Origin of the sequence: Maribacter spongiae (assembly GCF_047345125.1) — a bacterium.
In the GTDB taxonomy this organism is placed as follows: Bacteria; Bacteroidota; Bacteroidia; order Flavobacteriales; family Flavobacteriaceae; genus Maribacter.
Window position 1 is genome coordinate 97,808 of sequence record NZ_JBLFEQ010000005.1, and the last position, 25,184, is coordinate 122,991.

Sequence of the window (25,184 nt, forward strand, 5' to 3'; positions counted from 1 at the left end):
CCCCCTAAAAGGGGATGCAAATATATTTCTTTTTACATTTACGGCAAAATTAAGACCCACGTATTCAATGGATTTTAAAAGCTATATTAGAGACGTTCCGAATTTTCCCCATAATGGTATTATATTCAAGGATATTACACCATTGCTTAATAATAGCGAGGCCTTAAAGATGGCTGTTGATGGCCTTAAGAATATGGTAGATAATCGTAAGGTTGATAAGGTGGTGGGGATGGAAAGCCGGGGTTTTATCTTTGGCCCGATGTTAGCGGAAAAACTGGATGCCGGATTTGTACCGGTACGAAAACCCGGAAAACTTCCCTCGGAAAAAATTAGTGAATCCTATGCATTGGAATATGGTTCGGATACACTAGAAATTCATTCGGATAGTATCCAAAAAGGGGATAAAGTTTTGATTCATGATGATGTTTTGGCAACAGGAGGTACGGCTGGGGCCGTAGTGAAGTTAGTAGAACGACTTGGCGGGGAAATTGTGCAATTGAATTTTTTAATTGAATTGGAATTTCTCAAAGGTTTGGACAAATTAGGAGGGTATGAGATGAAATCCCTTATAACCTATTGATTCAAAGCATTGATCGTAACATAATATCGCCAACCGATCATTGCCAATTGTAACTTTGAGGCTTTCGCTAAATCGAGCTTTCTTTTAGAATAAGAAGGTAAAAAAACCTTATTGAGTTTGGCCAGAAATTTAAAAAAGGACTTTTTCATAAAGTGAGTTTCTCCCAAAAATACAAAGAACTCCTCTTGACTTTTTCCATTCCCTAAAAAATGGCTTAGATTCGTTCATATTTCGTTGCTTTTCTCATCCGTAGCGCTACTACTTGCCTGCGGGCAGGTAGGTGTATTTCAAAAAGCGTCACATCTGGATAAATTTCAACTCATTTTCGATCAAATACAAAAAGTCAAGAGGAGTTCAATAAAAAATGTGTTTGTAAACCGCATTTTTTATCAAAAATCAATGCTGTTATTTTTGAACTCTGGAGTCCATCATTTTTTTTGACCGACCCAAGAATATTGGACCGCATGGGCCGTACCGCGTTCGGTATAGAAAAATGTTCCTGTTATATACTAAAGACAATGCTTAAAAGAGTAATCTGTATACTGCGTTTGGGGGTAAATCAGGACCGTAGTTTGTTGTTTTAAAAAATGGATTTGGTCAATAAACTGACCAAACTTATAATGATGACGGGTATTCCAATGAATGTTAACATGGCTTATGGTTTTAAAGGTTAGACAAAATGATGATTATAAATAGGGATACTAAAATCTTTATTAAGGTTATCATATATTATAGTTTTAGGTTATACAAATGCTGTTTATAATCGATTATCTAAATAAGATATAAGAGAAGCACTCATATTTCCAAGAGATTTTAGTTAAATCAATGAAATTGAATATTAATTTGTAATCATTTTAATGAATTATATTATGATATTTTGAATATGTTCTTGATTTGAGTAATAAATGATAATTAGTTAATATGTATATAGTTACGGATCGTAATAATTGTAGGGTGTTTTTTGATCCTTTTATAAAATCATAGGGGCTTTTCATATAGGAAAAGCACAAAAAGCGAGCTTTCATTTGATGACAACAAAAAAGTCTGACCTATTTTTAAGCCAGACTTTATTCTATTTGAATAAATAGTTCTCTTATTGTTTATTCTTTTTGGTTGTAATTTCAATGACACCGTTTAAGGCCTTTTTGCCATATTTTTTAATTGCTTCCTCACCTTTAAAGATATTCATAGTATCAACGGCAATAGGTGATATTTTTTTAACCTTCTTCGCTGTTACGGGTTTTCCGTTCAGCATGTATAAATAGTTTTTATATAATTCCATGTCCAGTGTAACTTCATCGGCATTATAAATTGTCAGGTCTTGGGGCTTTTCAGTTGTGATTTCATACTGCCGATGTTCGGAAGCATTGACGTCCCCTTGCACAACAGGGACTATTGAATCAATGGGCATATAAACGGAAATAGTGACATCGCCACTTTCTCCTGCAATTTTTGCTTTAGGATTGGTTTCAGAAGGGGGTGTCATAATTTCCATTTGCAATCCGTTCTTTTTGTTCTTTTTAAATAAGACATAGGGAATAGGCTTGTTTTTATCAAATGTCCATGACGCTCTGCCTTCCGTTTCATCTTTATAGCTAATATCCACAGTTGTGATTTCTCCAGAATTGTTCCTTTTGAGCTTTGAATAGGTGAATGTGCCCCCAAAATTTTCTTCGATTTGCTGTTTTAGGAATTTGAGCTCGGTATCGGTTGTGTTCTTGTTCAAGAATAGTATAGAAGGGTTTGCGTAACCGATAACTTTGAGAGTATTTGCTGTTTGGATCGGCTTATCTGTATAAATCCCCAATCTGTTCAATTCTTCATCCGTAGATTCCTTGCCATTGATATATAGGGTTTCCTTTCCATTTTTAGTCACTCTTGTTACATCGGTAGTAACGCTGGAACCATCTGCACGGGTTCTGGTGAACGAACTGTTTTGTTCTTCGCTCTCTTTCATAGGACTGTAATAAGGCTTGCCATTTATCAAACCAGGAACGGCTTCTTTATGAAAACTTATAAAACAACCCCCACCTTCGGAAATTCCAAAATACACGTTTGAAATGCCTTTTTCATCTGAACTTTTGCCGGTAGTGCTTCCTCCATCTTTGACATCATAGCGTATAGATATCCCTATGATCCATCCATCATCATTTCTTTTAATATTTTCAATATGAAGCTCCCCGCCATCTTTTTCTACCTCTTTGATCAACTGATCTAGAGCTTTTTGGGAGGTGTTCTTGGTAATGGTATAGAGCTTTGATCTTGATGAATTGTCCAAAATTTCTGTTCCATAATCTTGGATTGCCTTTGGTTTGATTTTGGCAACTGTTTTCACATTAAAGAGTAGCATAAAACCAATAAGTAAAGGGAATACAAGACTATATTTGACAAGATTATTTTTGTTCGACCTTTGCGTGTTCAACATGGTGATACGTTTTTTGGTGAATGAATTGTAAAAAGAATTGTAAATAGCATTAATAGGCAATTTTGATGCTTGCCTTAGCATAAGGTACTGGTACGATTTTTTTCCGTCAAAAAGATGCGACACCTGAGAATCTGCCAAAAACTCCAAATTTTGCTGTATAGCCCTTTTGTATAGCCAAACCAATGGGTTGAACCATAGCATGATCGCAACTAAATCAGTGATAAGAATATCAATGGAATGTAGTTCCTTGGCATGAATTTTTTCATGGGCCAATATGGTTTGTAACTCGGTTCGGTCAAATGTTTCTGGACTATAAAAAATATGGTTGAAAAAAGAAAAAGGTGAAGCTGCTTTCGGAGTTTCTACATAGAAAAGTTTATCCCTTTGAAAAACAACGACTCCCTGATTTTTGGTGCGTTTAAGCATATACAGTTGTAAAATCAACCTAAAACTTAAAATGACAACGCCTAACATGTAAAAGCCAAAGCCTAATAGTATCCAATTGAGCATTTTTACACTGGTATTTTGCAATGGTTGATCAGAAGCGGTGAAATAAGCCGGTATTGATGGCAAGGGTGTAGGTTCAACAAAAACAGTTTTGGTAATGTTTATAAATGGAATTAGCAGCGAGATGAGAAGTCCTCCCAATAGAAACCAACGATTACTTTTAAAAAAGGTCACTTTTCTTAAAAAGATAAAATAACACCCTAGAAAAAGTAATAGAATTCCTGATGATTTTAATAGATGGATGAAAAATGCTTCCATTACTTTTTGTTTTCGATGAGGTCAATAATTTCCTTGAGTTCTTCAACGGATATTTTTTCTTCCTTGGCAAAAAAGGACACCAAATTTTTATAGGAATTGTCAAAATAGTCCACCATGCTGGCGTTAACGAATTTCTTTCGGTACTTCTCCTTAGAAATCAATGGATAATATCTATGCGTTTTTCCAAAGGCTTCATGGCTTACATACCTTTTTTCCTCAAGATTGCGCACTATGGTGGATAATGTATTATAATGAGGCTTATCTCCTTCCACGTAATCCATAATTTCCTTTACAAAAGCTTTTTTCAAATCCCAAAGAATTTTCATTATCTCTTCTTCCTTATTGGTCAATTTTTGCATGCGTAAAATGTTTGCTCAAACATATAACTATTTTTGTAGTTATACAACTGTTATTGTAGTTAGTTAACTATTTATTTAGTTTTAAAGAAAAAACCATCTATATATTCCGCTAGCTAAAAACATTAGGTTCCCATATATTTGCCGAAAAACACATAGCATGCAGAATTTCCTTTTTGTGATTGTCGGATTGGTTCTTTTGATTGCAGGGGGGAATTGGCTATTGAAAGCTTCGGTTGCCCTGTCGCTTAGATTGGCGATACCCAAAATAGTCATTGGGATGACCGTGGTCTCTTTTGCCACTTCTGCACCGGAGTTGATCGTAAGTGTCAATGCGGCATTGGCCGGTGATTTTGAATTTACCTTATCCAATGTAATAGGGTCGAACATTGCTAATCTAGGACTGGTATTGGGAATTACCGTACTGTTGGCTAAAATAGATGTACGGAAAAGCTTTTACACAACAGATTGGCCGGTGATGATGTTCGCTTCCGTACTTTTTGTCGGGTTTATCTATTTTGATGGCGTGTTGCAACAGTATGAAGGCATTATTATGGTGGTCTTTTTGTTTTTGTTCTTGATTTATTTATTAAAGTTTCAGAAAACCGCGGTAGTTGATGAAATGCCGGAAGATGATGAGTTGTTGCCATTGTACAAAACCGTTTTGTTTCTTGGGATAGGCGGGGTAGGGCTATGGGGCGGTTCGGAACTTTTACTGTCCGGTGCGGAAGGTATGGCCTATCAGTTGGGAATTGATAAAGGAATAATCGGGCTATTGGTACTTTCTGTAGGTACGAGTATCCCTGAATTGACCGCTTCAATAATTGCCGTCCTGAAAAAGGAGAAAGCCATATCGGTCGGGAATCTTATTGGTTCCAACATATTTAACCTATTGGCCGTTATGGGGATTACATCAATTATAACCCCCGTTCCGGTTCTTGAGGAACGGGTACTTTCCAGTGATATTTTCTGGATGTTGGGTGTGTCCTTTGTAATTCTTCCCCTGGTATTTATACCAAAAGGACTTCGTTTGGGTTGGCGGGATGGTATTGTCCTTATTGGGATTTACCTGACTTTTGTTTATTTCACTATCGAATAAAAAAAACGCCCTGGGATTTCCAAGGCGTTTTCATCAACAATTAATTTAGCTTAAACGTCAGCACTTTTTACGGTCTTGACAATTCTAGCCGCAATCTTATAAGGATCACCATTGGAAGCAGGTCTTCTATCTTCCAACCATCCTTTCCATCCTTTTTCTACGGTAATGATAGGAATACGGATAGAGGCACCCCTGTCCGAAACACCATAACTAAAATCGTTAATGGATGCGGTTTCATGGAGCCCTGTTAAACGTTGGTCGTTAAATTCACCATAAACGGCGATGTGTTCCTTGGTTACGGGCCTGAATGCTTCACATATTTTTTCGTACACTTCTTTGGAGCCACAGGTCCTTAACGTTGTATTGGAGAAGTTGGCATGCATACCCGAACCGTTCCAATCCCCTTTGACCGGTTTTGGATGATACTCTATATAGTAACCGTAACTTTCTGTTAATCTGTCCAGTAAATATCGTGCGACCCAAATTTCATCTCCCGCTTTTTTGGCGCCTTTGGCAAACAACTGGAATTCCCATTGGCCACTGGCCACTTCCTGGTTGATACCTTCAAAATTTAACCCGGCCGCAATACAAAGATCGGCATGCTCCTCCACAAAATCCCTTCCGTGCGTGTTTTTACCACCTACGGAGCAGTAATACATTCCTTGGGGACCTGGATAACCACCAACAGGGAAACCTAAGGGCAACTGCGTAGCCGTGTCCATAATAAAATACTCCTGCTCAAAGCCAAACCAAAAATCATTATCGACATCATCAATGGTGGCCCTGGAATTACTTTCGTGTGGTGTGCCGTCTGCATTAAGAACCTCGGTCATAACAAGGTATCCATTTTTTCTTGCGGGATCGGGATAGATAGCAACTGGTTTCAATAAACAATCGGAAGAACCTCCTTCTGCCTGCTTTGTCGAACTTCCATCAAAAGACCATATTGGACAGTCCTCTAGTTTTCCGCTAAAATCTTCTTCAACTTTAGTCTTACTTCTAAGGTTTGCGGTTGGCTTGTAACCGTCCAACCAAATGTATTCTAATTTGGATTTACTCATAATTTTGGTCGTTATATTTACTGAATTAAAAGACGAACAAAAATATGTTTTTTCCTGTTTTATATGAATTTTTAGGGGGTAAATCTTTGAAATTCGGATTAATTTTATAATACCCCTAGTTTTTAGCGGGTATTTTATGAATATTATATTTTAACCATTTATTTTTGTCAAATCAATAACACTAAAAATACCATTATGCCAAATACAAGATTTTCAGCAGTTAAGGAGAGCTATGGAAGAAACCCAATTCCAATTGAGGAAAAAGGAAGAAGGTCGGATTTGTTCGGGATAAATGTATTTAATGAAAGAAAGATGTTGCAATACCTGACCAAAGATGCGCTGGACAATGTAAAGGGGGCTATTTTCTCGGGAAAAAAGATAGATAGAAAAATTGCCGATCAAGTAGCGGAAGCCATCAAGGGATGGGCAATTTCCATGGGAGCTACCCATTACACACATTGGTTTCAGCCATTAACGGGCGCTACGGCCGAAAAACACGATGCCTTTTTTGATTTGTTGACAGATGGTACCGCTTTGGAAAAATTTGGTGGTGGGCAATTGGTGCAGCAGGAACCGGATGCTTCCAGCTTTCCAAGCGGGGGTATCAGAAATACGTTCGAGGCCAGGGGATACACCGCTTGGGACCCTACCTCGCCAGCTTTTATCTATGGGACAACACTTTGCATTCCTACTGTTTTTGTCTCCTATACCGGTGAAGCATTGGATAATAAGGCACCATTATTAAGGGCGTTGCATGCTGTGGACGAGGCTGCTACGGGTGTTGCCCGTTATTTTGACAAAAATGTTTCCAAGGTGAATGCGACATTGGGTTGGGAACAGGAATATTTTTTGATAGACAAGGCATTGGCACATTCACGACCGGACCTTATTCTGACAGGGAGAACTTTGATCGGAAATGCTGCGGCAAAAGGGCAACAATTGGACGATCATTATTTTGGTGTGATTCCAAGTCGGGTATTAAGCTTTATGAGCGATTTGGAAAAAGAATGTACCAAATTGGGAATTCCGGTAAAGACACGCCATAATGAAGTGGCTCCCAACCAATTTGAATTGGCCCCGGTTTTTGAGGAAGCCAATTTAGCCGTAGACCACAACCTTTTGTTGATGGACGTTATGGATAAGATGGCCGATAAACATCATTTTAAAGTACTTTTCCATGAAAAACCGTTTGCCGGTATCAATGGTTCGGGCAAACACAATAATTGGTCCCTTTCTACGGATAAAGGGGTAAATCTTCTGAGTCCCGGATCCACACCTATGAAGAACCTTCAATTTTTAACGTTTTTCATTAATACGATTAAAGCGGTGGATACTTATGAAGAATTATTGCGCTCTTCCATAGCTTCTGCCAGTAATGACCATAGATTGGGAGCCAATGAGGCACCTCCCGCCATATTTTCCATATTTATCGGATCTCAGTTGACCAGTGTGCTGGATGAGTTGGAAGGTGTGTCCCAGGGCAAGCTTTCGCCCGAAGAGAAAACGGAATTAAAGCTTAACGTAGTAGGAAAGATTCCGGAAATCTTACTGGACAATACCGATCGTAACAGGACTTCCCCGTTTGCATTTACCGGCAATAAGTTTGAAATGCGTGGGGTAGGGGCCAAAACCAATTGTGCCAAGCCCATGACCATTTTAAATACCATTGTGGCCAAACAGTTGAAGGATTTTAAAAAGGAGGTAGATGTACTGATCGATAAGAAGAATTTAAAAAAGGACGAAGCAATTTTCAATGTGCTGCGGGAATATATTAAAGCCTCCAAAAGAATTCGGTTCGATGGCGATGGTTATAGTAAGGATTGGGAGACCGAGGCCAAAAGGAGAAAGCTGAGCCATAACCGAAATACCCCGGATGCATTAAACGTTCTGACTTCTAAAGAAAGCCTTGCATTGTTCAAATCTATGAAGGTTATGAGTGAAATTGAGGTGAGCGCCCGGCAAGAGGTAGAGTTGGAGACCTACATAATGCATGTGCAAATAGAGGGCAGGGTCTATAATGAGCTGATCTATAACCATATCATACCCACTGCCGTGGCCTATCAAAATAAACTGATAGCCAACGTAACCGGTCTAAAGGAAATATATGGCGCGGCCCACAAGAGTTTTTCCGAAGGGCAATTAACAATGATCGAGGAAATTGCCGAGCATTTGGTAGAAATCAAAAAAGGAACGGATGCCATGACGGAAGCCCGTAAAAAGGCCAATGCCCTTATGGATAATAAAAAGAAGGCCAACGCATATTGTAACAATGTAAAGCCCTATTTTAATGAGATTCGCAAACATTGTGATAAATTAGAACGTTTGATCGAAGATCAACTCTGGCCATTGACCAAATACCGGGAACTGCTTTTTATCAAGTAAGATCGGTTTTGTTCAAAACTTTGTAAAAGAGTAAGGTAAAATCTTAGATCTCGGTTTGAAGTAATGCGCTATTTTTGTCCAAAATTGAACCAATGTCTTCAGATACTAGTAAAAGATATGCACAACGTGGGGTTTCTGCCTCCAAGGAAGATGTACATAATGCTATAAAGAACATTGATAAGGGTTTGTTTCCTAAAGCTTTCTGTAAGATCGTACCTGATTATCTGACAGGGGATGGGGATCATTGCTTGGTGATGCATGCGGATGGAGCCGGTACCAAATCTTCTTTGGCGTATATGTACTGGAAAGAAACAGGGGATATATCCGTATGGAAAGGAATCGCCCAGGATGCCCTTATCATGAATATTGATGATCTTATCTGCGTAGGGGCCACGGACAATATCATGTTGTCCTCTACCATTGGGCGCAATAAAAATAAGATTCCGGGAGAGGTCATTTCCGCTATTATCAATGGTACGGAAGAGCTGATTTCGGATTTGGCGGAACATGGTATTACTATTCATGCTACAGGAGGCGAAACCGCCGATGTTGGGGATTTGGTACGGACAATAATCGTTGATTCTACGGTTACCGCCAGGCTTAAACGTGATCAGGTTATCGATAATGCCAATATTCAAGAAGGAGATGTAATCGTAGGGCTGGCTTCTTTTGGGCAATCTGTCTATGAGAAGGAATATAATGGGGGAATGGGAAGTAACGGGCTTACCTCTGCCCGTCATGATGTTTTTGCAAAATATTTGGCCAAAAAGTTCCCGGAGAGCTTTGATGCCGAGGTTCCGGACGATTTAGTGTATTCTGGAAATACCAAGCTTACGGACAATGTTCCGAACACTCCTTTGGATGCCGGAAAGCTGGTCCTATCGCCGACCAGGACCTATGCCCCCATAGTCAAACGAATTTTAAACAGGTACTCGAACCATGAAATTCACGGAATGGTACACTGTAGCGGAGGTGCACAGACTAAAATACTTCATTTTATAGACAACCTCCATATTATCAAGGATAACCTTTTTGAGGTTCCTCCGTTGTTCAAGTTAATACAGGAGCAATCGGGAACCGATTGGAAAGAAATGTATCAGGTATTTAATTGTGGGCATCGTCTGGAAATTTACGCAAAACCGGAAGTGGCACAAGACTTGATAAGTATTTCCAAAGAATTTAATGTAGATGCCCAAATTGTTGGAAGGGTAGAGACTTCTGTGACCAAAAAACTTACCATAGAAAGCGAGTATGGTACCTTTGCCTATTAGGGCATACGATTAGGTCGTTTACTACGTTCTTTATAATAAACAATTTTGTTATGGAAAGAAAGGAATTTCTTAGAAGCTTGGGAGCCGGAGCGGCCTTTGCCGTTACGTTTCCATGTTTGGGCAGCTGCTCAAAGGACGATGCTATAGAAGGGGATATTGTAGAACAACCCACGGGAATAGACTTTACAGTGGATTTGGATAGCGCAGAAGGCGCAAAACTGGCGAATAACGGTAGTTTTATTTTGAAAAATCTGGTCGTGGTAGTCAAGAACCTGGAAGGCGAATTTGTTGCTGCCACCCAGGTCTGCAGCCACGAAAGTTATGATCAGGTACGGTTTATAAATAATGATGGAGGTATTTTTTATTGTGATGTCCATGGTTCCAGGTTCGCCCAGGATGGTTCACCTTTGAATACTATCCCGAACAGTACGCCAAAACCCATTAAAATTTATAACACGGAATTAAACGGAAATATCCTTCGTATTTTTGAGTGAATCCCGGTTTTGCCCCAAAATCTTAACTTTTGAAAGCAAAGTTCTCCATTTTGTTCCTGTTGATATCCACTTTTGCGTTTTCGCAAGAATGGCATGAAACCTATGCTTTTGCCGAGAAAAAGGTACAAAATACCCAAAAAAAATTATTGTTGGTCTTTTCGGGATCGGATTGGTGCGCTCCCTGTATAAGGTTGGATAGACAGCTATTTCAGTCCAAAATATTTGAGGAATATGCGAAAGAGCATTTGGTTTTATATAAAGCCGATTTTCCAAGAAAAAAAGCGAATAGGCCATCAAAAGAAGTGGAAAAGATCAATAAACGACTTATAGAACAATATAACCCGGAAGGTTATTTTCCTTTAGCCGTCTTATTGGACGATAAGGGTGCTATCCTGATTAACTTCGGATATGAAAATAAAGCTCCAGAGGAGTATATTTCACTTTTAAATTCCGTCCAAAAGTGAAGTTTATTGTTCCTATGATACTGCTTTTTTTTGCTATTACGGTAACAGGCCAAAATCAAAAATATGTTACCGTAAAAAGGACGCTCAAATTAATGGGCAGCCGTTTTGAGATTACGGTGGTTTCTATAAATGAAGATTTGGGGCATATCAATATTCAAGAGGCCATAGGCGAAATCCGGAGAATCGAGAAAATGATTTCCGCATGGGATACGACTTCCGAGACGCATCAAATTAATAAAAACGCAGGAATAAAGCCGGTAAAAGTTAGTCGGGAACTTTTTAAATTGATAGAACGGGCCAAGCAAATATCCGAAATAACGAACGGTGCCTTTGATATCTCCTATGCTTCAATGGATGAAATTTGGAGGTTTGATGGTTCTATGAAATCCATGCCCTCAAAAGAACAAATACGAGCTTCGGTTGCCAAAGTGGGGTATGAAAAAATTATACTCGATAGTGCCGAAAGTACCGTCTACCTTAGGGAAAAGGGAATGAAAATTTCCTTTGGGGCCATTGGAAAAGGATATGCGGCAGATAAGGCAAAGGAACTTCTGGTCTCAAAACAAGTGGTAGCGGGAATTATCAATGCGGCAGGGGACTTGACCACATGGGGAACGAAGGCAAGTGGGGAAAAATGGCTCATAGGCATAGCAAACCCGTTGAGTAAGGATAAAATTTTCTCCTGGGTGCCTCTTTTGGAATCTTCGGTGGCGACTTCAGGTAACTATGAAAAGTTTGTGACCATAAATGGAAAAAAATACACTCATATCATCGATCCCAGAACGGGATATCCTTCCTTTGGGATAAACAGCGTTTCCGTTTTTGCCAAAAGTGCGGAGTTGTGCGATGCTCTTGCCACGGCAATATTTATTATGGGCAGGGATGCGGGACTATCCTTAATAAACCAATTGGGAGGTCCTGAAGTCATTATAGTGGATAGCGATAATAAAATTCATAAAAGTAGTGGGATCTTATTCGATAATAACCCTTAAATTGAATCTATGGAAAAGATGTTTTTTGTTGTATGTACGGGAATCTTATTATGTACTTCGTGTGTTGCGGTAAAGGAGTATGAAAAAGTTTATCTTAACGATGAGGAAATGCAATTGTCCGCTCGTGGCGCCGAACGTTTTGAAACCAATTTCCATATCTATAGAGAAGCATCCGCAGGTGCAAATGGTGGTAAAACCGGAGGTGGTTGCGGTTGTAATTAAACGGGATCGGGTATTTGACTAAAATGAAACAAGGAACCTTTGCCGAATTTATTCCAAGCAGAGGAGCTATCAAAAGAAGATGAAATTTGAAAAGATTATTAAAACAAGACCGGACAGGTTATTTTGATGAGGAATCACCAATGAGTTATTGCATGCCCAAAAAGCTGCTCTTTAGCTGTTTGTTGTGTTCCTTTTTTTATGTTCGCGGCCAGAACACTACAAACAGCTCATATCAAAAAAGGGTTTTGGAGGCCGCTGAGATCGATTTGTTATTTAGTTATTATGGTCAAGATGGCAGTAATGCGGCCGTAACGGGTGGTGAGGGTACGGAAGAACTGTCGGATGCTACTTCCAGTATTGTGGTCAAGATTCCTTTGAATCCAGATGATATCCTTACTGTTGATGCAGGTGTATCTGCCTATACCTCTGCCTCCAGTAGTAACGTAAACCCTTTGGATGGTGACCCTAACAACAATAGTAGCCCTTTTAGTGCTTCTTCAGGAGCTTCCAGGCAAGATCTCTTAGCTTATTTTAATCCATCATATCAACATAGTTCCAAGGACAGGAATTCAATAGTAAGTGCTAACGGATATGTATCTTCTGAGTACGATTATTTTTCCATAGGTTTTGGTGCGGGATATGCCCGTCTTTTTAATGAAAAAAATACCGAAATATCCATTAGCGCAAATGTATTTTTGGATAAATGGAACCCACAATACCCCATAGAGCTTAGAAACGGATTTTCGGATAACAGAACGACCGGAAACGGAATCTATAATCCGGCCTTTACGCCATTTGAAAAGGAAAATCGCAATTCGTATTCCATATCCCTGTCATTTTCCCAAATATTGGCCAAAAGACTGCAAGGGTCCGTTTTTATGGACCTTGTAAGACAGCAAGGTTTGTTAAGTACTCCTTTTCAAAGGGTTTATTTTGGGGATACGGCCGATTTCTTTATTGAGGATTTTCAGTTGGCGGACGATGTGGAACAACTGCCGGATAGTAGATTTAAGATACCAATTGGTGCCCGGTTGAATTATTTTTTGGGAGACAGATTCGTTATTCGTTCATACTATCGGTTTTATACGGATAACTGGGGCGTTAATTCCCATACGGCCAATTTGGAGATTCCCATAAAATTAAACGATGCTTTTACCATTTACCCCAGCTACAGATATTATGCCCAAACGGCGGCCGATTATTTCTTTGAAAAAGAAGATGCACTGTCCACTCTGGACTTTTATACGTCCGACTATGATTTATCGGCTTATAATGCCGATCAATTTGGTCTGGGGGTAAGATATAAGGATATATTTACGAAAGCCAGAATCCTTAGATTTGGGCTAAAAACCGTGGATTTCAGATTTAATTCATATACTAGAAGTGACGGTCTAAATGCTTTTATCTTTACCTTAGGTACTACTTTTGTTGCGGATTAAAGGGAAGATACCCTTCTCGCTCCAGATCCTTTTTGGATCGTATTTCTTTGGAACGCCCGTTTTTAAATAAATAGACCGTATCGCTTACATCCATAATATCCTTATAAAAATGATCCGTGATCAAAATGATACTTTCCTCCTTTTTTAAATGGATCAGTGCCTTTATTTTTTCAATGTACAATGGGGCAATAAATGAAAATGGTTCGTCCAATAAAATAATTTTCTTGTTTAACATAAGTATCAAATAGGTCTCCAGTACCTTTAGTTCTCCAAAGGAAAGTTCATAGATTTTTGAATTTTGGTGTCTTTTAAATGATTCGAACATATTTATAAAGTCATGAGGTTCCAAATCAAAGAGATAAAATACACTTTTAAGTTTTATGTTCTTGGGTAAAAGTTGATGTTGAGGAAGGTAGGCTGTATTATTCTGGAGGAATAATTTCCGTTTTTGATAGATTCCATCAAATCGTATGTTTTTGTATTTTGGTTTTAAATCCCCAAAAAGAATACGTAAAAAAGAGGTCTTGCCACAGCCGTTTCGGCCAAGGATTCCGGTTACTTTGCCTTGTTCTGCCTTCACGTAGATTCCATAGAGGATTTTTTGATTATTAAAGCTTAATTCTATGTTGTCCGCTTCCAGTATCAAATTGAATGAATTGTGAAAATTGAAACGATGGTCAAAAAGATATCGATCAAAAAAGTTTGACTAAAGAGGGTCGGTTTGGAGATTCCGAAATTTTTATATAAAATCAATGTTTTACGAAGTTTGGGTTCTAAATAGAACAGATAGGCCAGACCGAACAGCACAAGTTTTGATAAGAGGATGGTCATACTCATTCTAGGACCGGACAAATCTTTTAAAAAAGAATATTGTACCAAAGCAAGGCCGATGGAAATAAATAAAAACGGTTTATAAAACCTAAAAATCAGTTTGTAGGTTTTGCGTGTGAAAATGGATTTCATCTAAGCATAGGAGTCTACTTAAATGTACAAATTTATTGTAAATTCGCAACACAAGTGATGTGAGTATATGATAGATAAATTAAACATTGTAAAACAACGGTTTGATGAGGTTTCCGATCTGATAATCCAACCAGATGTTATTGCGGATCAGAGTCGTTACGTGAAGCTTACCAAAGAATATAAAGATCTTAAGGATCTAATGGTAAAACGGGACGAATATTTGGAATTGACCAATAATATTTCAGAGGCGGAAGAAATTATTGCCGATGGCAGTGACGAGGAGATGCTGGAGATGGCCAAGCTGCAATTGGATGAGGCAAAGTCTGGGTTGCCCAAATTGGAGGATGAGATTAAATTTATGTTGATACCCAAGGATCCGGAGGATGCAAAAGACGTTGTCATGGAAATACGTGCCGGAACGGGTGGGGACGAAGCCAGTATCTTCGCAGGGGATCTGTTTAGGATGTATACCAAATATTGCGAGACCAAAGGCTGGAAAACCAATGTTATAGATCTGAGTGAAGGAACAAGTGGAGGTTATAAGGAAATCCAGTTTGAGGTAACGGGAGCGGACGTATATGGAACGCTTAAATTTGAAGCCGGCGTACATAGGGTACAGCGGGTGCCACAGACCGAAACCCAGGGCAGGGTACATACCAGTGCCGCGACCGTAATGGTTTTGCCCGAGGCGGAAGATTTTGACGTTCAAATAGACCCTAAGGATGTACGTATCGATTTTTTCTGTTCCTCAGGGCCGGGCGGACAATCCGTGAATACCACGTATTCCGCAGTCCGGTTGACGCACGTGCCTACAGGGTTGGTGGCACAATGCCAAGATCAAAAATCCCAACATAAGAACAAGGAGAAGGCCTTTAGGGTGTTACGTTCAAGATTATATGATTTGGAATTGGCCAAAAAACAGGAGGAAGATGCGGCCAAAAGAAATTCCCAGGTAAGTAGCGGCGACCGTTCCGCTAAAATTAGGACCTATAATTATCCGCAGGGTAGGGTAACGGACCATCGTATCGGTTTAACGCTCTATGACCTTCAAAATATTATTGACGGGGACGTTCAACGTATTATAGATGAATTGAGCCTAGTAGAGAATACCGAGAAATTAAAAGAAGCCTCGGAGATATTTTAATCCATAAATGGGAGGTTTTCTTACCGTATGTTCTATGGCAAGGGGATAATCGCTGTGTAAAGATAATATAGGTAGAAAAACAAGTAGCGTATCATCCTTTGCTGAACGTTCAATTAGTAACAATCTTATTGCTGATGACCACACAAAACTTAATAGGCCAAATCCATAAAAAAAAGTCCTTTCTCTGTATTGGCCTGGATACGGATCTAGACAAAATTCCGTCCTATTTGTTGGAAACGGAAGATCCTGTTTTTGAATTTAATAAGGGAATCATAGATGCAACGCATCATCTATGTGTTGCGTATAAGCCCAATATTGCCTTTTACGAGGCCTATGGTCTAAAAGGCTGGAAAGCTTTGGAAAAGACCATGGATTATATCAACACCAACTATCCGGAGTTATTTACCATTGCGGATGCCAAACGCGGGGATATTGGGAATACTTCAACCCGATATGCAAAAGCTTTTTTTGAGGATTTAAAGTTCGATTCCATTACCATTGCGCCATATATGGGCAAGGATTCCGTTGAACCCTTTTTAACTTTTGGGGATAAGCATACCATCTTATTGGCGTTGACTTCCAATATTGGTGCTTTTGATTTTCAAACCAAAAAAATAGAAGGATCGGAATTATATCTGGAAGTGCTAAAGACCTCCCAAACCTATAAAGGTGCAGAAAATTTAATGTATGTAGTAGGGGCTACAAAGGCCCTATATCTCGCGGAAATTAGAAAAATCGTCCCCAATAGTTTTTTGCTGGTTCCGGGGGTAGGCGCGCAAGGAGGCAGTTTGCAGGATGTTTGCAAATACGGTATGAACGCTACCATTGGGTTGTTGGTAAATTCATCCAGAGGAATTATATATGCTTCAGATGGAGAAGATTATGCTTTGGCCGCTAGGCAAAAAGCGGAGGAATTGCAGCTACAAATGCAAGAAGAGCTCGAAAAAATAGGTTGACCGTACTTATACGAGATTTTCTAATATTCCTTTTAACTTTTGTGCTTTATGCTCAAAGAATTCCCCAAGTCGGGTGTCACAATACTTCATATTTGAAGCTTTGTCCAAAAATATTTGATATTGATATTCCAATACGGTAATGGCATCTGCCGTAGCAGCTATAGGGGTTACCGTTCCCACTTTACAATATTGCTTTTCCATAGTAATAAGATGTTCTTACAAATATACGGGCAACATCAAGATTTGGACGTTGGATAGTAAGGTTATACAACTAATAACTAGGTAATTTGTCTTTTTTTTAACAAAAACATTGATAATACTTTAGGAATGATTAAAAGTCAATGAAAAATTCCATTAAAACGATCTGGAATCAGAAAAGTTTCAATACATTGCTACTTGCCCTAAAAAGGCATAAGGAACACTTTGCTAAATTATACTAAATACATTCATAAAGATTCTAGGTCTTGGGTCACTTTTGTACATGGTGCCGGAGGAAGTTCTTCTATATGGTTTAAACAAGTAAGGGAGTTTGGAAAACACTTTAATGTACTGCTCCTTGATCTTCGGGGCCACGGGAGTTCTAAACCCAATCTACAAGATGCCTTTAATGAACAATACACTTTTGATTCCATTACCAATGATATATTAGAAGTTATTGATTATGAAAAAGTTGAAAAATCACATTTTATAGGGATTTCATTGGGTACGATACTCATCCGGAATTTGGCGGAAAAACATCCGCATAGAGTAGAGAGTATGATTATGGGGGGAGCGATTATGAAATTGAACTTGCAATCTCGGATTTTGATGTGTTTGGGTATTGCTTTTAAATCTTTAGTACCCTATTTATGGTTGTATCGCTTTTTTGCTTTTGTTATCATGCCCTATAGAAATCATAGGGAATCTCGGTTGTTGTTCGTGAGGGAGGCAAAGAAATTATATCAAAAGGAATTTGTAAGATGGTTTAAATTAACTTCTGAAATAAATCCGTTGTTACGCTTTTTTCGAACAGTGGATATTAAAATCCCGACCTTATATGTAATGGGGGAGGAAGATTACCTTTTTCTTCCGGCAATCAAAAAAATAGCTTCTGCACACGATAATTCCAATCTCTTTATCATAGAGGATTGCGGACATGTAGTAAATGTGGAACAGCCTAAACTTTTTAACAATATGGTAATCGGATATTTAACCGGAATAAAGAACTCCTGAGTAGATTTTTGGATAGCTTATGGGAAAATCAAAAAAAGCAATAAATGCAGCCCTAAGAGGATATTGATAGCTAATTCAAATAACCACTCTAAAAAATAAGACAGAAGTTCTTTATTTTGAAGGTTGTCTCAGAGCTGCTTTATATATATTGTTGATCGAGTTACTCGTTCAAAGTAACGTATTTATCATACTATAACAGATAAGACCTATAAAAATTTACTTTTTCCGATGATTTTTTACCGGTATTTTACACGTTCATAAGAAATTACATATTATGAGTGCTGAATTTTATTTCTAAAAGCCAAGAAACTTATTTTTTGTGATTTTGTTCAATTGTCCGCCATTTTCGTGATTTAGGTATTCCTGGTTGGATTTTTCATTCTTTTATTACATAGGGCAATGGATTTTTCTTGTAAAGTTTTTGGTGTAAATGGGAATTGAACGAAAGTACTTCCCCTGGTATAATAATCATATGGATTAGGGGAATAGTACTTTTTTATGTTGTTTTCCTATGAGTTTTTCGGTGTGAAAAAATAAAAACACGACGGACTTTTTGTTTTGTCGGTCGTGTTCGTTCGAATATTATTAAAATTTATAGAGGTCTCAGAATACCCTTATTGTCTTTTCTAATGAATCAATTGTAACCGGGATTTTGTTCCAGTAAGGGATTTCTATCCCTTGCCGATTGTGGGATAGGAAATACCAAACGATTATCATCATAGGATAGGCCTCCAATATTTCTTTGGGTTCTTTTATAATCGTGGAGTGTAAATCCTTCAAAAGCCAGTTCTAATTCTCTTTCGTTCAGTATCAGGTCCAAAGTGAGAGAGGTCAATGCCGGTGCTGATGATCTGGCCCTTAAAGCATTTATTTCAGTTAATGGTGTCGATCCAACGGATGTTCCCAACCGGAAATTACATTCCGCCCGTATCAGATGCATTTCCGCTATCCGTACAGGGGTGGCGTTTGCAAATTGTCTGGCATGTTTTGATGATAACAAGAGTCCGGTACTGACCCCTTCTCCGGGATAGGTGAAATTTCTTCTATCGTCGTCCACTGAATCAAATTTATCCAAATAAGCTTGGGTTATTGCTATATCGCCACCTCTTCCGCCCAATGCTTCCGTCGCATAATGAATATTGGAAAGATTAGTGCCTTCTTGGTTGGTGACTATCCATGAAAAGACGGTTTCAACAGAATTATCATCTGTATTAAAAGCAGCTGCATATGTGCTTGTTAGTAAATGACCGCTGTTTAATAATACATTATGTGCCGCATCTCTAGCTGCTGCATAATTTCCTTGTTGCAGATAAACTCTTGCCAAAATGGCCTGGGCGGCATATTTGTCGGCACGTTCACCATTGGTATCCGGTAATTTGTTAAAAGAATCCGTTAAATCGGAAATTACCTGTGCGTATACTTCCTCTACCGTATTTCTCCCAATTCTTATATCCACACTGGGCGGAGTTAACGTAAGAGGTACTCCTAATTGGGAATTGGAACCTCCCGGATTGTATGGTAGGCCATATAATTTGACCATATCAAAATAAACCAATCCTCTTAAGAACTTTGCTTCGCCCTCTACACGGTTTCTTTCCTGAGTATCATCAAATTTATCAAGATTGTCCAAAACCGTATTTACATGGCCTGTAATAGAATAACTATCCGCATAAATGTTCACGGCACTGGTATTGTTGTTGACCAAGGCTTTATTGAATACATCGCGTAAATTATCAAAAGTTCCGTTCCAGCTCACCTGATCGGTATTTCCCAAAAGTTCCGATACAACATTTATCTCTCCGCTATAATTACCATTATATATGGGAGCCAAGTTATCCGGGCTGGTATTTCTCCCAATATCATAGGCTGCCAACAAAATAGCGTTTATGTTCTCCGGGGTGGAAGTAGCGGCATCAATGCCAATGCTTTGGCGAGGTTCCAAATCTAATTCCTTTTCACAGGAAACGATGGCGACGAAAACAAATAGGGCGATCAAAAAATTTATACTTTTCTTCATATCCATAATTTTTTAGAAAGTAACGTTTAGACCAAGTGTATAGACCCTGGCTGGAGGGGCGGAATAAAAGGTGCTACCGACATTGGTGTTGGAGTTAGCGTCATCGTTGGACGATTCGGGGTCGTAACCTCTATAATCCGTAAACGTGAGCAGGTTTAGTCCAGATAGATAGACCCGTAATCCACTAAGGCCAATTTTTTCCAAAGCTTGTGACTGCAAAGAATATCCGATAGTTAAATTCCTAAGGCGAATAAAGTCCGCATCCTGTAGATAGCGCGTGCTGGCAGAATGCCCGTTGTTGACAAAAAGCCTGGCTTCGGGGACATCCGTTATATCTCCCGGGTTTCTCCATCTGTTGTTAAAGGCGTATTCAGTTTGATTGTCCAGGCCGTTACCAAAACCACTTTCCTGATATTGTCCCGCTTCATTATATAACTGTGCTCCCCATTGACCTTGGAACGTAAAGGAAAAATCCAGCCCCCTATAATCAAATGTACTGGAAAAACCTCCAATAATATCGGGATTGGGATTACCGGCGATAACCCTTTGCGCCAATGAAAAATCATTGGTTACCCCCTTGTTTAGCGTGCCATCTTCATTTTCTGTATTCAAAACAAACTCGGCATCGCCTGTTTGGGGATTTACCCCTGCATATTCTACCAGATAAAATGAATTTATGGCCTCACCTTCCCTCAGTATATTCTTATCTACGATCTGGTCTTCACCATTAGGTAGATTGGTGATTTCATTTTTATTAATGGCAAGGTTGAAACTGGTTCTCCACGTAAGGTTTTCGGATTGAACATTTATAGTATTTAGTACGAATTCAAATCCCTTGTTTTCTAAGTTCCCTATATTCTGTAATATTCCATGCCGTGGGATTTGTGCTTCAAAAGGAACCCGGGTAAAGAACAATAAATCTTTTGTTTTTTTGACATAATAGTCAACTTCTCCCGAAATTCTGTTGCCAAAAAATCCAAAATCCAGACCAAGATCGGTTTGTTCCGTTTCTTCCCATTTTAAGTTCGGATTCTCACCTTGTGTAAACTCCAGACCTGATTCCCCATTATAATTGGTTCCACCGTAGAGGCCAAGGCTTGGGAAGTTAGAGACAGGGGTATTTCCGTTTATTCCCCAGCTTGCACGTAATTTGAGTGTTGATAAGGCATTAACATTTACAAGAAATTTTTCCTGGGATATGATCCAACCTGCGGATGCCGCAGGAAAATACCCGAACCTATTTTCCGATCCAAATCTGGAGGAACCATCTTGGCGAATACTGGCCTTTAGGATATATTTATTTTTATAATCGTAGGTTGCTCGTGCAAAATAGGATATTTGGGACCAATTTGTAAAATCACCTGTACCGTCAGAGATTGTTGCGGCACTGGAAATCGATTTAAAATCATCCGTGGGAAAACCATCTCCCGTTACGGAAGTGGCCCTGTTTTTGAATCGGGTGTAATTGGCTCCTAAAACAAAATTTATGTTGGAAGATTCCCCAAAAAAATGATCGTATGTTAGGTAGTTGTTCGTGGATATGATTTCCGTTCCGTCATCCGAAGCAAAGCTTTGTCCATCGGTGGATTGGAAAGGTGCCAATCTGCCCGTATTTCTATCCACGGTCTGGTTCAAATAATCATACCCGATTTCCGATACAAAATTCAGGGATTTATTTAGTTTTATATCGGTAAAGAATTTACCTAATAATCTACGTCTTTTATTTACTCTGGAGGAATTTTGATCTTGTAGTAAAAAGTTAGAGTATAATGTATTTGCGTTAATTTCACCGTTGGACAAAAATACAGGAGCCGTAGGTATTTGAGCTATGGCCTGCAAAGGGGTGGTAAAGGAAACATCACCGGATATTCTGTCGATTACAGTGCTTGTGTAACCCATGTTCAAGCCTACGTCCAACCAGTCATTGATTTTATGATCTATATTGGCCCTTAAACTTATTCGTTGTAAACTATTGCCCCTTACGATACCATCGGTATCATTGTACGAGCCAGAAATGAAACTTTTTGTTTTTTCATCACCACCGGTAGCAGAAAGGTTTATATTTCTTATATAGCTGTTTTGGAATGCTTCTTCTTGCCAGTCCGTATTCACTTCTCTATAATCCCTATCTCCTTGATACCGTTGCAAACGATTGTCTACCCAAGCATCCGATTCTGCCATAGTATCAAAAAAACCGGTGTTAAAAGCGGATTCCTCTAAAAGTTCAATGTACTGGGAAGCGTTCAGCAAATCCCTTTTGTGGGTAGGTTGTCCAAAACCGGTTGAAATATCCAAAGAGACGGTAGATTTTCCTTCTTTTCCCCGTTTTGTGGTGATTAAGATTACCCCATTGGTTCCCTTGGCTCCATAAATAGCTGTGGCCGAGGCGTCCTTTAAAATGTCTATGGATGCAATATCGTTGGGGTTAAGGGCTAGAAGAGGGTTTAGATTGGCGTTGATAGAGGAAATATTATTATTGTTCATTTCTATGCCATCAATTAAATACAGGGGTTCCTGTGAAGCGGAGACCGATGAAAGTCCTCTAATGATTACTTTTACACTACCCTCTAGCTTTCCGTTTATTTGGGTGATTTGAACACCTGAAGCTTTACCTACCAAAGCACTTTGTAAACTAGGGGTGGAAATACCACCAATTTGATCGGCATCCAATTTGGCAACATTGTCCGTTAAAAGTCGTTTTGATTGTGTTCCAAAACCAACAACGACAACTTCCTCCAATAAGGAAGCATCTTCCTGCATTTGTACGTTTATGACATTTCCCGTACCAATAATTCTTTCTTCGGTCCTCTGGCCCAAATAGGAGAAAACCAGAACCTGACCTTCTGAAACCCGAATAATATAGTTTCCATCAAAATCCGTCTGGATACCGGTCGTAGTTCCTTTTATCAGAATATTTACACCGGGAAGTGGAATATTTTCTTTATCCGTTACATTGCCCGTCACAGTTTTTTGTTGGGAATATGTCCATGTCATTCCAGCTAAAAGGAGTATGAACAACCAGATACATTTTTTTTTCATACGTATTTAGGTTTAGAGGGTTGGTTGTGAATGCTGTACAACAATAACTCCGAACTGTAGTGATTATGCTAGCGATTAAAGATTTACTTCTCTTTCAAAGTGATGGTCTCGAAACCTTTTTTGATAAGATAATAACTGTTTCGGGGTCGTTTTAATTAGTCATTCACCTCTAAAATAACACGCTCTTTTGTAGTGGGAAGGAAATACTTATAAACGTTTACTTTTCCGACAAAAAATTACTTCCAATTTACCTTTAAAAACTATTAGATGTCCAGGCGTTAAATTTTTATAATAGGGTTTTTGAATAAAAAAAATGGACGACAAAATTATATGCGAAGAATGAAAGGGGAAATGTAAAATGCAGCCCTGAAGAAGCTTGATGACTAATTCAAACGAAACTCTATGAAATAGAAAAAATAAATTTTTAAATAGAAGTATATTTTCAGAGCTGCTTTACACTAGAAAATGTATACCTCAAAATAACATGTTATGTTCTTAAATCAGGGCAAGGCCTATAAACATTTACGTGTCCGACAAATGATTCCTTTTTATTTCCCTATATCTAAAAGTTTCAATGCGGTTTTTTGGTATTCGCTTGGCGTTATCTGGGTATCTCTTTTAAAAGCTTTATTAAAGGTAACCTTATTGTTGTACCCTACTTCATAAGCAACATCTATAATGTTCAAGTTTCTTTGATTATCTTTTTCAAAAATCTTTTTAGCCTCATTAATTCTGTACTTATTGATCAATTCATGAAAATTCATATGAAAATGCTCATTAATGACTTGTGAAGCATTATGTCTGGTCGTATTCAATCTATTTGCCAACTTTTCTAAACTAATGTCATTTTCCTTAAATATTTTTTCCACATCAAAAAGTCGGATCATATTTTCTTTCAGTTCCTGGGAAAGGCTGGTGGTAAGCCCAGACTTTTCATATTTAAAAAACAGCTTGTCAAAGCTTGCCGAACCATTAAAAACGTTTGGTTGTACATTGGCGCAGTAGCCTATATACATAACCATAAGGGCCATGCAGATTACCTGGGAATGAAATAAAAATCCGGATAGAATATTATGGCTTATCAATATTCCGTATCCGGCATAGCAAACTATGTAAGCCATGTGGATGATAAAGATGTTCCGTTGCCAAAGCCTGTTCTCTTTTGTCAGCCCTTCTTTTTGATTTTTTGATGCAACGTAAAGCTTTCGGATGAAAAAACCATACACTGCCAAAGAAATGAATTTTAAGATAACAATAATAATAATGTTTATAGAATCCCCTGGATTTTGACTACTGGCAGTTCTCGCTAACATAAGTTCTAACTTCTCACCGGAAGAAAGGGAATAGATCGGGAGAATATAAATCAAGAATAAAGCCGTTGGTATAAGGTGTGCTAAATCTTTGATTTTGAATACATGACGTTGTGTTATTTTTTTAAAATAAAAATATAGTAATGGCCCGTATAAAAATGAAAAACAAGTGGACATTAAATAGGAATGTGGAAACTCGTAATTATAGTTGGTAGTTTTCAGCCATATGTGAAGGATAAAGAAAGAATGTATAAAGATGAAGCTGCTTATTAATATTCTGGCCACTAGATCTACCTTTCTATTAAAATGAATTACTATTGCTATATAGAACCCTATCAACGCTACGTAAAGGTACATGAAGGACCAAATGCTAGATTTTGGGGTGTACTTTTTGGTAACTGCCAAAAATTGAGGGGTCTGTCTAATGCCGTCAAACCAGGAATCGGCTAAAATATCTGTATTGAAGTCGGCTTGGAGGTATTCTTCTATATAATTGATGCTTTGTTCAACCTTGTTCAGGGCGGAATATCCCTGTGCTACTTTTTTATATATATCCGCTAGAGGTTTCTCTTCTTTTTTAATAATGATTTTATAGGTTGCTATGGCCTCTGGGTATTTTCTTTCTTCAAAGAGGTTATTGGCCAACTCAAGCTCTTTTTTTTCTGATAGGAAAGTCGGATTTCCCGGTAGATCGGTACAATCAACGGATAGACTTGAGTAACAATAGGAAGAAAGAAGTAAGAACGTGATTAAGATTCTTAGATTTCTCATTTGGTTTTTTGATTGATGAATTAACCTATGATTAAAATTAATTATAATATTAAATTCAAATTCTTAATAAACTCTTAAAAAAAGTAAACCCCGATAATAATTTACCTGTATAATTCATTTCGGGTAAAGGAACCCGTTTTTAAAGTAAGTTCGAAAAGAAGCTTTAATATATAGAAAAACCGGTGCTCCCACCGGTTTTTTAACTAACTAACTCAAAAAGTA

General features: G+C 38.5%; 21 protein-coding genes. 12 read left to right on the top strand and 9 right to left on the bottom strand.

What is annotated here, in order from left to right; all coding sequences use genetic code 11:
- Positions 1-67 precede the first annotated feature (67 nt).
- Entirely contained in the window at positions 68-580 is a 513-nt protein-coding gene (locus ACKWB9_RS08530) for an adenine phosphoribosyltransferase (protein ID WP_414002593.1), read from the top strand.
- Here the strand turns inward: ACKWB9_RS08530 and ACKWB9_RS08535 are convergent.
- The 3 genes from ACKWB9_RS08535 to ACKWB9_RS08545 all read right to left on the bottom strand — a co-directional run bounded on the left by ACKWB9_RS08535 (position 574) and on the right by ACKWB9_RS08545 (position 4,129).
- Complete coding sequence (locus ACKWB9_RS08535) at positions 574-729, bottom strand: SsrA-binding protein (protein WP_414002594.1); 156 nt, start codon at positions 727-729, stop codon at positions 574-576. The two genes, ACKWB9_RS08530 and ACKWB9_RS08535, sit on opposite strands and share 7 nt — an antisense overlap.
- Before the next feature lie 944 nt (positions 730-1,673).
- Positions 1,674-3,770: a M56 family metallopeptidase gene (locus ACKWB9_RS08540; RefSeq protein WP_414002595.1), complete on the bottom strand. Its 2,097-nt coding sequence runs from the start codon at positions 3,768-3,770 to the stop codon at positions 1,674-1,676.
- Entirely contained in the window at positions 3,770-4,129 is a 360-nt protein-coding gene (locus tag ACKWB9_RS08545; RefSeq protein WP_414002596.1) for a BlaI/MecI/CopY family transcriptional regulator, read from the bottom strand. Before ACKWB9_RS08545 ends, ACKWB9_RS08540 begins: the two co-directional genes overlap by 1 nt.
- A 157-nt stretch (positions 4,130-4,286) precedes the next feature.
- On the opposite strand from ACKWB9_RS08545, the gene ACKWB9_RS08550 reads away from it, so the two are divergent.
- Positions 4,287-5,225 carry a calcium/sodium antiporter gene (locus ACKWB9_RS08550; RefSeq protein ID WP_414002597.1) on the top strand — a complete coding sequence of 313 codons (939 nt, stop codon included), beginning with the start codon at positions 4,287-4,289 and terminating at the stop codon, positions 5,223-5,225.
- A 50-nt stretch (positions 5,226-5,275) separates the two neighbouring features.
- Here the strand turns inward: ACKWB9_RS08550 and ACKWB9_RS08555 are convergent, their stop codons facing one another.
- Positions 5,276-6,286, bottom strand: a complete 1,011-nt coding sequence (locus tag ACKWB9_RS08555) for a glutamine synthetase beta-grasp domain-containing protein (protein ID WP_414002598.1) — start codon at positions 6,284-6,286, stop codon at positions 5,276-5,278.
- Between the two features lie 195 nt (positions 6,287-6,481).
- On the opposite strand from ACKWB9_RS08555, the gene ACKWB9_RS08560 reads away from it, so the two are divergent.
- The 7 genes from ACKWB9_RS08560 (at position 6,482) to ACKWB9_RS08590 (ending at position 13,550) form a co-directional block, all read left to right on the top strand.
- Positions 6,482-8,668 (top strand): glutamine synthetase III family protein, encoded by a 2,187-nt coding sequence (locus ACKWB9_RS08560; RefSeq protein WP_414002599.1) that lies wholly within the window; start codon positions 6,482-6,484, stop codon positions 8,666-8,668.
- Between the two features lie 92 nt (positions 8,669-8,760).
- The gene (locus ACKWB9_RS08565; protein ID WP_414002600.1) at positions 8,761-9,939 is read left to right on the top strand and encodes an AIR synthase related protein; all 1,179 of its coding nucleotides are present in this window, start codon (positions 8,761-8,763) and stop codon (positions 9,937-9,939) included.
- Positions 9,940-9,989: 50 nt separating this feature from the next.
- The gene (locus ACKWB9_RS08570; RefSeq protein ID WP_414002601.1) at positions 9,990-10,433 is read left to right on the top strand and encodes a QcrA and Rieske domain-containing protein; all 444 of its coding nucleotides are present in this window, start codon (positions 9,990-9,992) and stop codon (positions 10,431-10,433) included.
- A 29-nt stretch (positions 10,434-10,462) separates the two neighbouring features.
- The gene (locus tag ACKWB9_RS08575) at positions 10,463-10,897 is read left to right on the top strand and encodes a thioredoxin family protein (protein ID WP_414002602.1); all 435 of its coding nucleotides are present in this window, start codon (positions 10,463-10,465) and stop codon (positions 10,895-10,897) included.
- Between the two features lie 14 nt (positions 10,898-10,911).
- Entirely contained in the window at positions 10,912-11,889 is a 978-nt protein-coding gene (locus tag ACKWB9_RS08580; RefSeq protein WP_414002774.1) for an FAD:protein FMN transferase, read from the top strand.
- Positions 11,890-11,907: 18 nt separating this feature from the next.
- On the top strand, positions 11,908-12,111 hold the full coding sequence (locus ACKWB9_RS08585) for a DUF4266 domain-containing protein (protein WP_414002775.1): 204 nt from the start codon (positions 11,908-11,910) through the stop codon (positions 12,109-12,111).
- 152 nt (positions 12,112-12,263) lie between these two features.
- A complete protein-coding gene (locus ACKWB9_RS08590) occupies positions 12,264-13,550 on the top strand; it encodes a DUF3570 domain-containing protein (RefSeq protein WP_414002776.1) in 1,287 nt (428 codons plus the stop codon).
- Here ACKWB9_RS08590 and ACKWB9_RS08595 read toward each other — a convergent pair.
- On the bottom strand, positions 13,531-14,196 hold the full coding sequence (locus ACKWB9_RS08595) for an ATP-binding cassette domain-containing protein (RefSeq protein ID WP_414002603.1): 666 nt from the start codon (positions 14,194-14,196) through the stop codon (positions 13,531-13,533). The genes ACKWB9_RS08590 and ACKWB9_RS08595 overlap by 20 nt on opposite strands.
- Positions 14,197-14,580: 384 nt before the next feature.
- Here ACKWB9_RS08595 and prfA point away from each other — a divergent pair, with 384 nt between their 5' ends.
- Both prfA and pyrF read left to right on the top strand, forming a co-directional pair.
- Positions 14,581-15,657 carry a peptide chain release factor 1 gene (prfA, locus tag ACKWB9_RS08600; RefSeq protein WP_414002604.1) on the top strand — a complete coding sequence of 359 codons (1,077 nt, stop codon included), beginning with the start codon at positions 14,581-14,583 and terminating at the stop codon, positions 15,655-15,657.
- Positions 15,658-15,791: 134 nt separating this feature from the next.
- The gene (pyrF, locus tag ACKWB9_RS08605; protein ID WP_414002605.1) at positions 15,792-16,613 is read left to right on the top strand and encodes an orotidine-5'-phosphate decarboxylase; all 822 of its coding nucleotides are present in this window, start codon (positions 15,792-15,794) and stop codon (positions 16,611-16,613) included.
- A gap of 6 nt (positions 16,614-16,619) precedes the next feature.
- Here pyrF and ACKWB9_RS08610 read toward each other — a convergent pair whose 3' ends face one another.
- Positions 16,620-16,814 carry a hypothetical protein gene (locus ACKWB9_RS08610; RefSeq protein WP_414002606.1) on the bottom strand — a complete coding sequence of 65 codons (195 nt, stop codon included), beginning with the start codon at positions 16,812-16,814 and terminating at the stop codon, positions 16,620-16,622.
- 222 nt (positions 16,815-17,036) lie between these two features.
- Here ACKWB9_RS08610 and ACKWB9_RS08615 point away from each other — a divergent pair, with 222 nt between their 5' ends.
- Positions 17,037-17,825, top strand: a complete 789-nt coding sequence (locus ACKWB9_RS08615) for an alpha/beta fold hydrolase (protein WP_414002607.1) — start codon at positions 17,037-17,039, stop codon at positions 17,823-17,825.
- A gap of 634 nt (positions 17,826-18,459) precedes the next feature.
- On the opposite strand, the gene ACKWB9_RS08620 is transcribed toward ACKWB9_RS08615, so the two are convergent.
- The 3 genes from ACKWB9_RS08620 to ACKWB9_RS08630 form a co-directional block, all read right to left on the bottom strand.
- Positions 18,460-19,842, bottom strand: coding sequence for a RagB/SusD family nutrient uptake outer membrane protein (locus ACKWB9_RS08620; RefSeq protein ID WP_414002608.1), 1,383 nt, complete (start codon positions 19,840-19,842; stop codon positions 18,460-18,462).
- A 12-nt stretch (positions 19,843-19,854) separates the two neighbouring features.
- The gene (locus ACKWB9_RS08625) at positions 19,855-22,881 is read right to left on the bottom strand and encodes a SusC/RagA family TonB-linked outer membrane protein (protein WP_414002609.1); all 3,027 of its coding nucleotides are present in this window, start codon (positions 22,879-22,881) and stop codon (positions 19,855-19,857) included.
- Between the two features lie 548 nt (positions 22,882-23,429).
- Positions 23,430-24,962 carry a helix-turn-helix domain-containing protein gene (locus ACKWB9_RS08630; RefSeq protein ID WP_414002610.1) on the bottom strand — a complete coding sequence of 511 codons (1,533 nt, stop codon included), beginning with the start codon at positions 24,960-24,962 and terminating at the stop codon, positions 23,430-23,432.
- Positions 24,963-25,184: the final 222 nt, after the last annotated feature.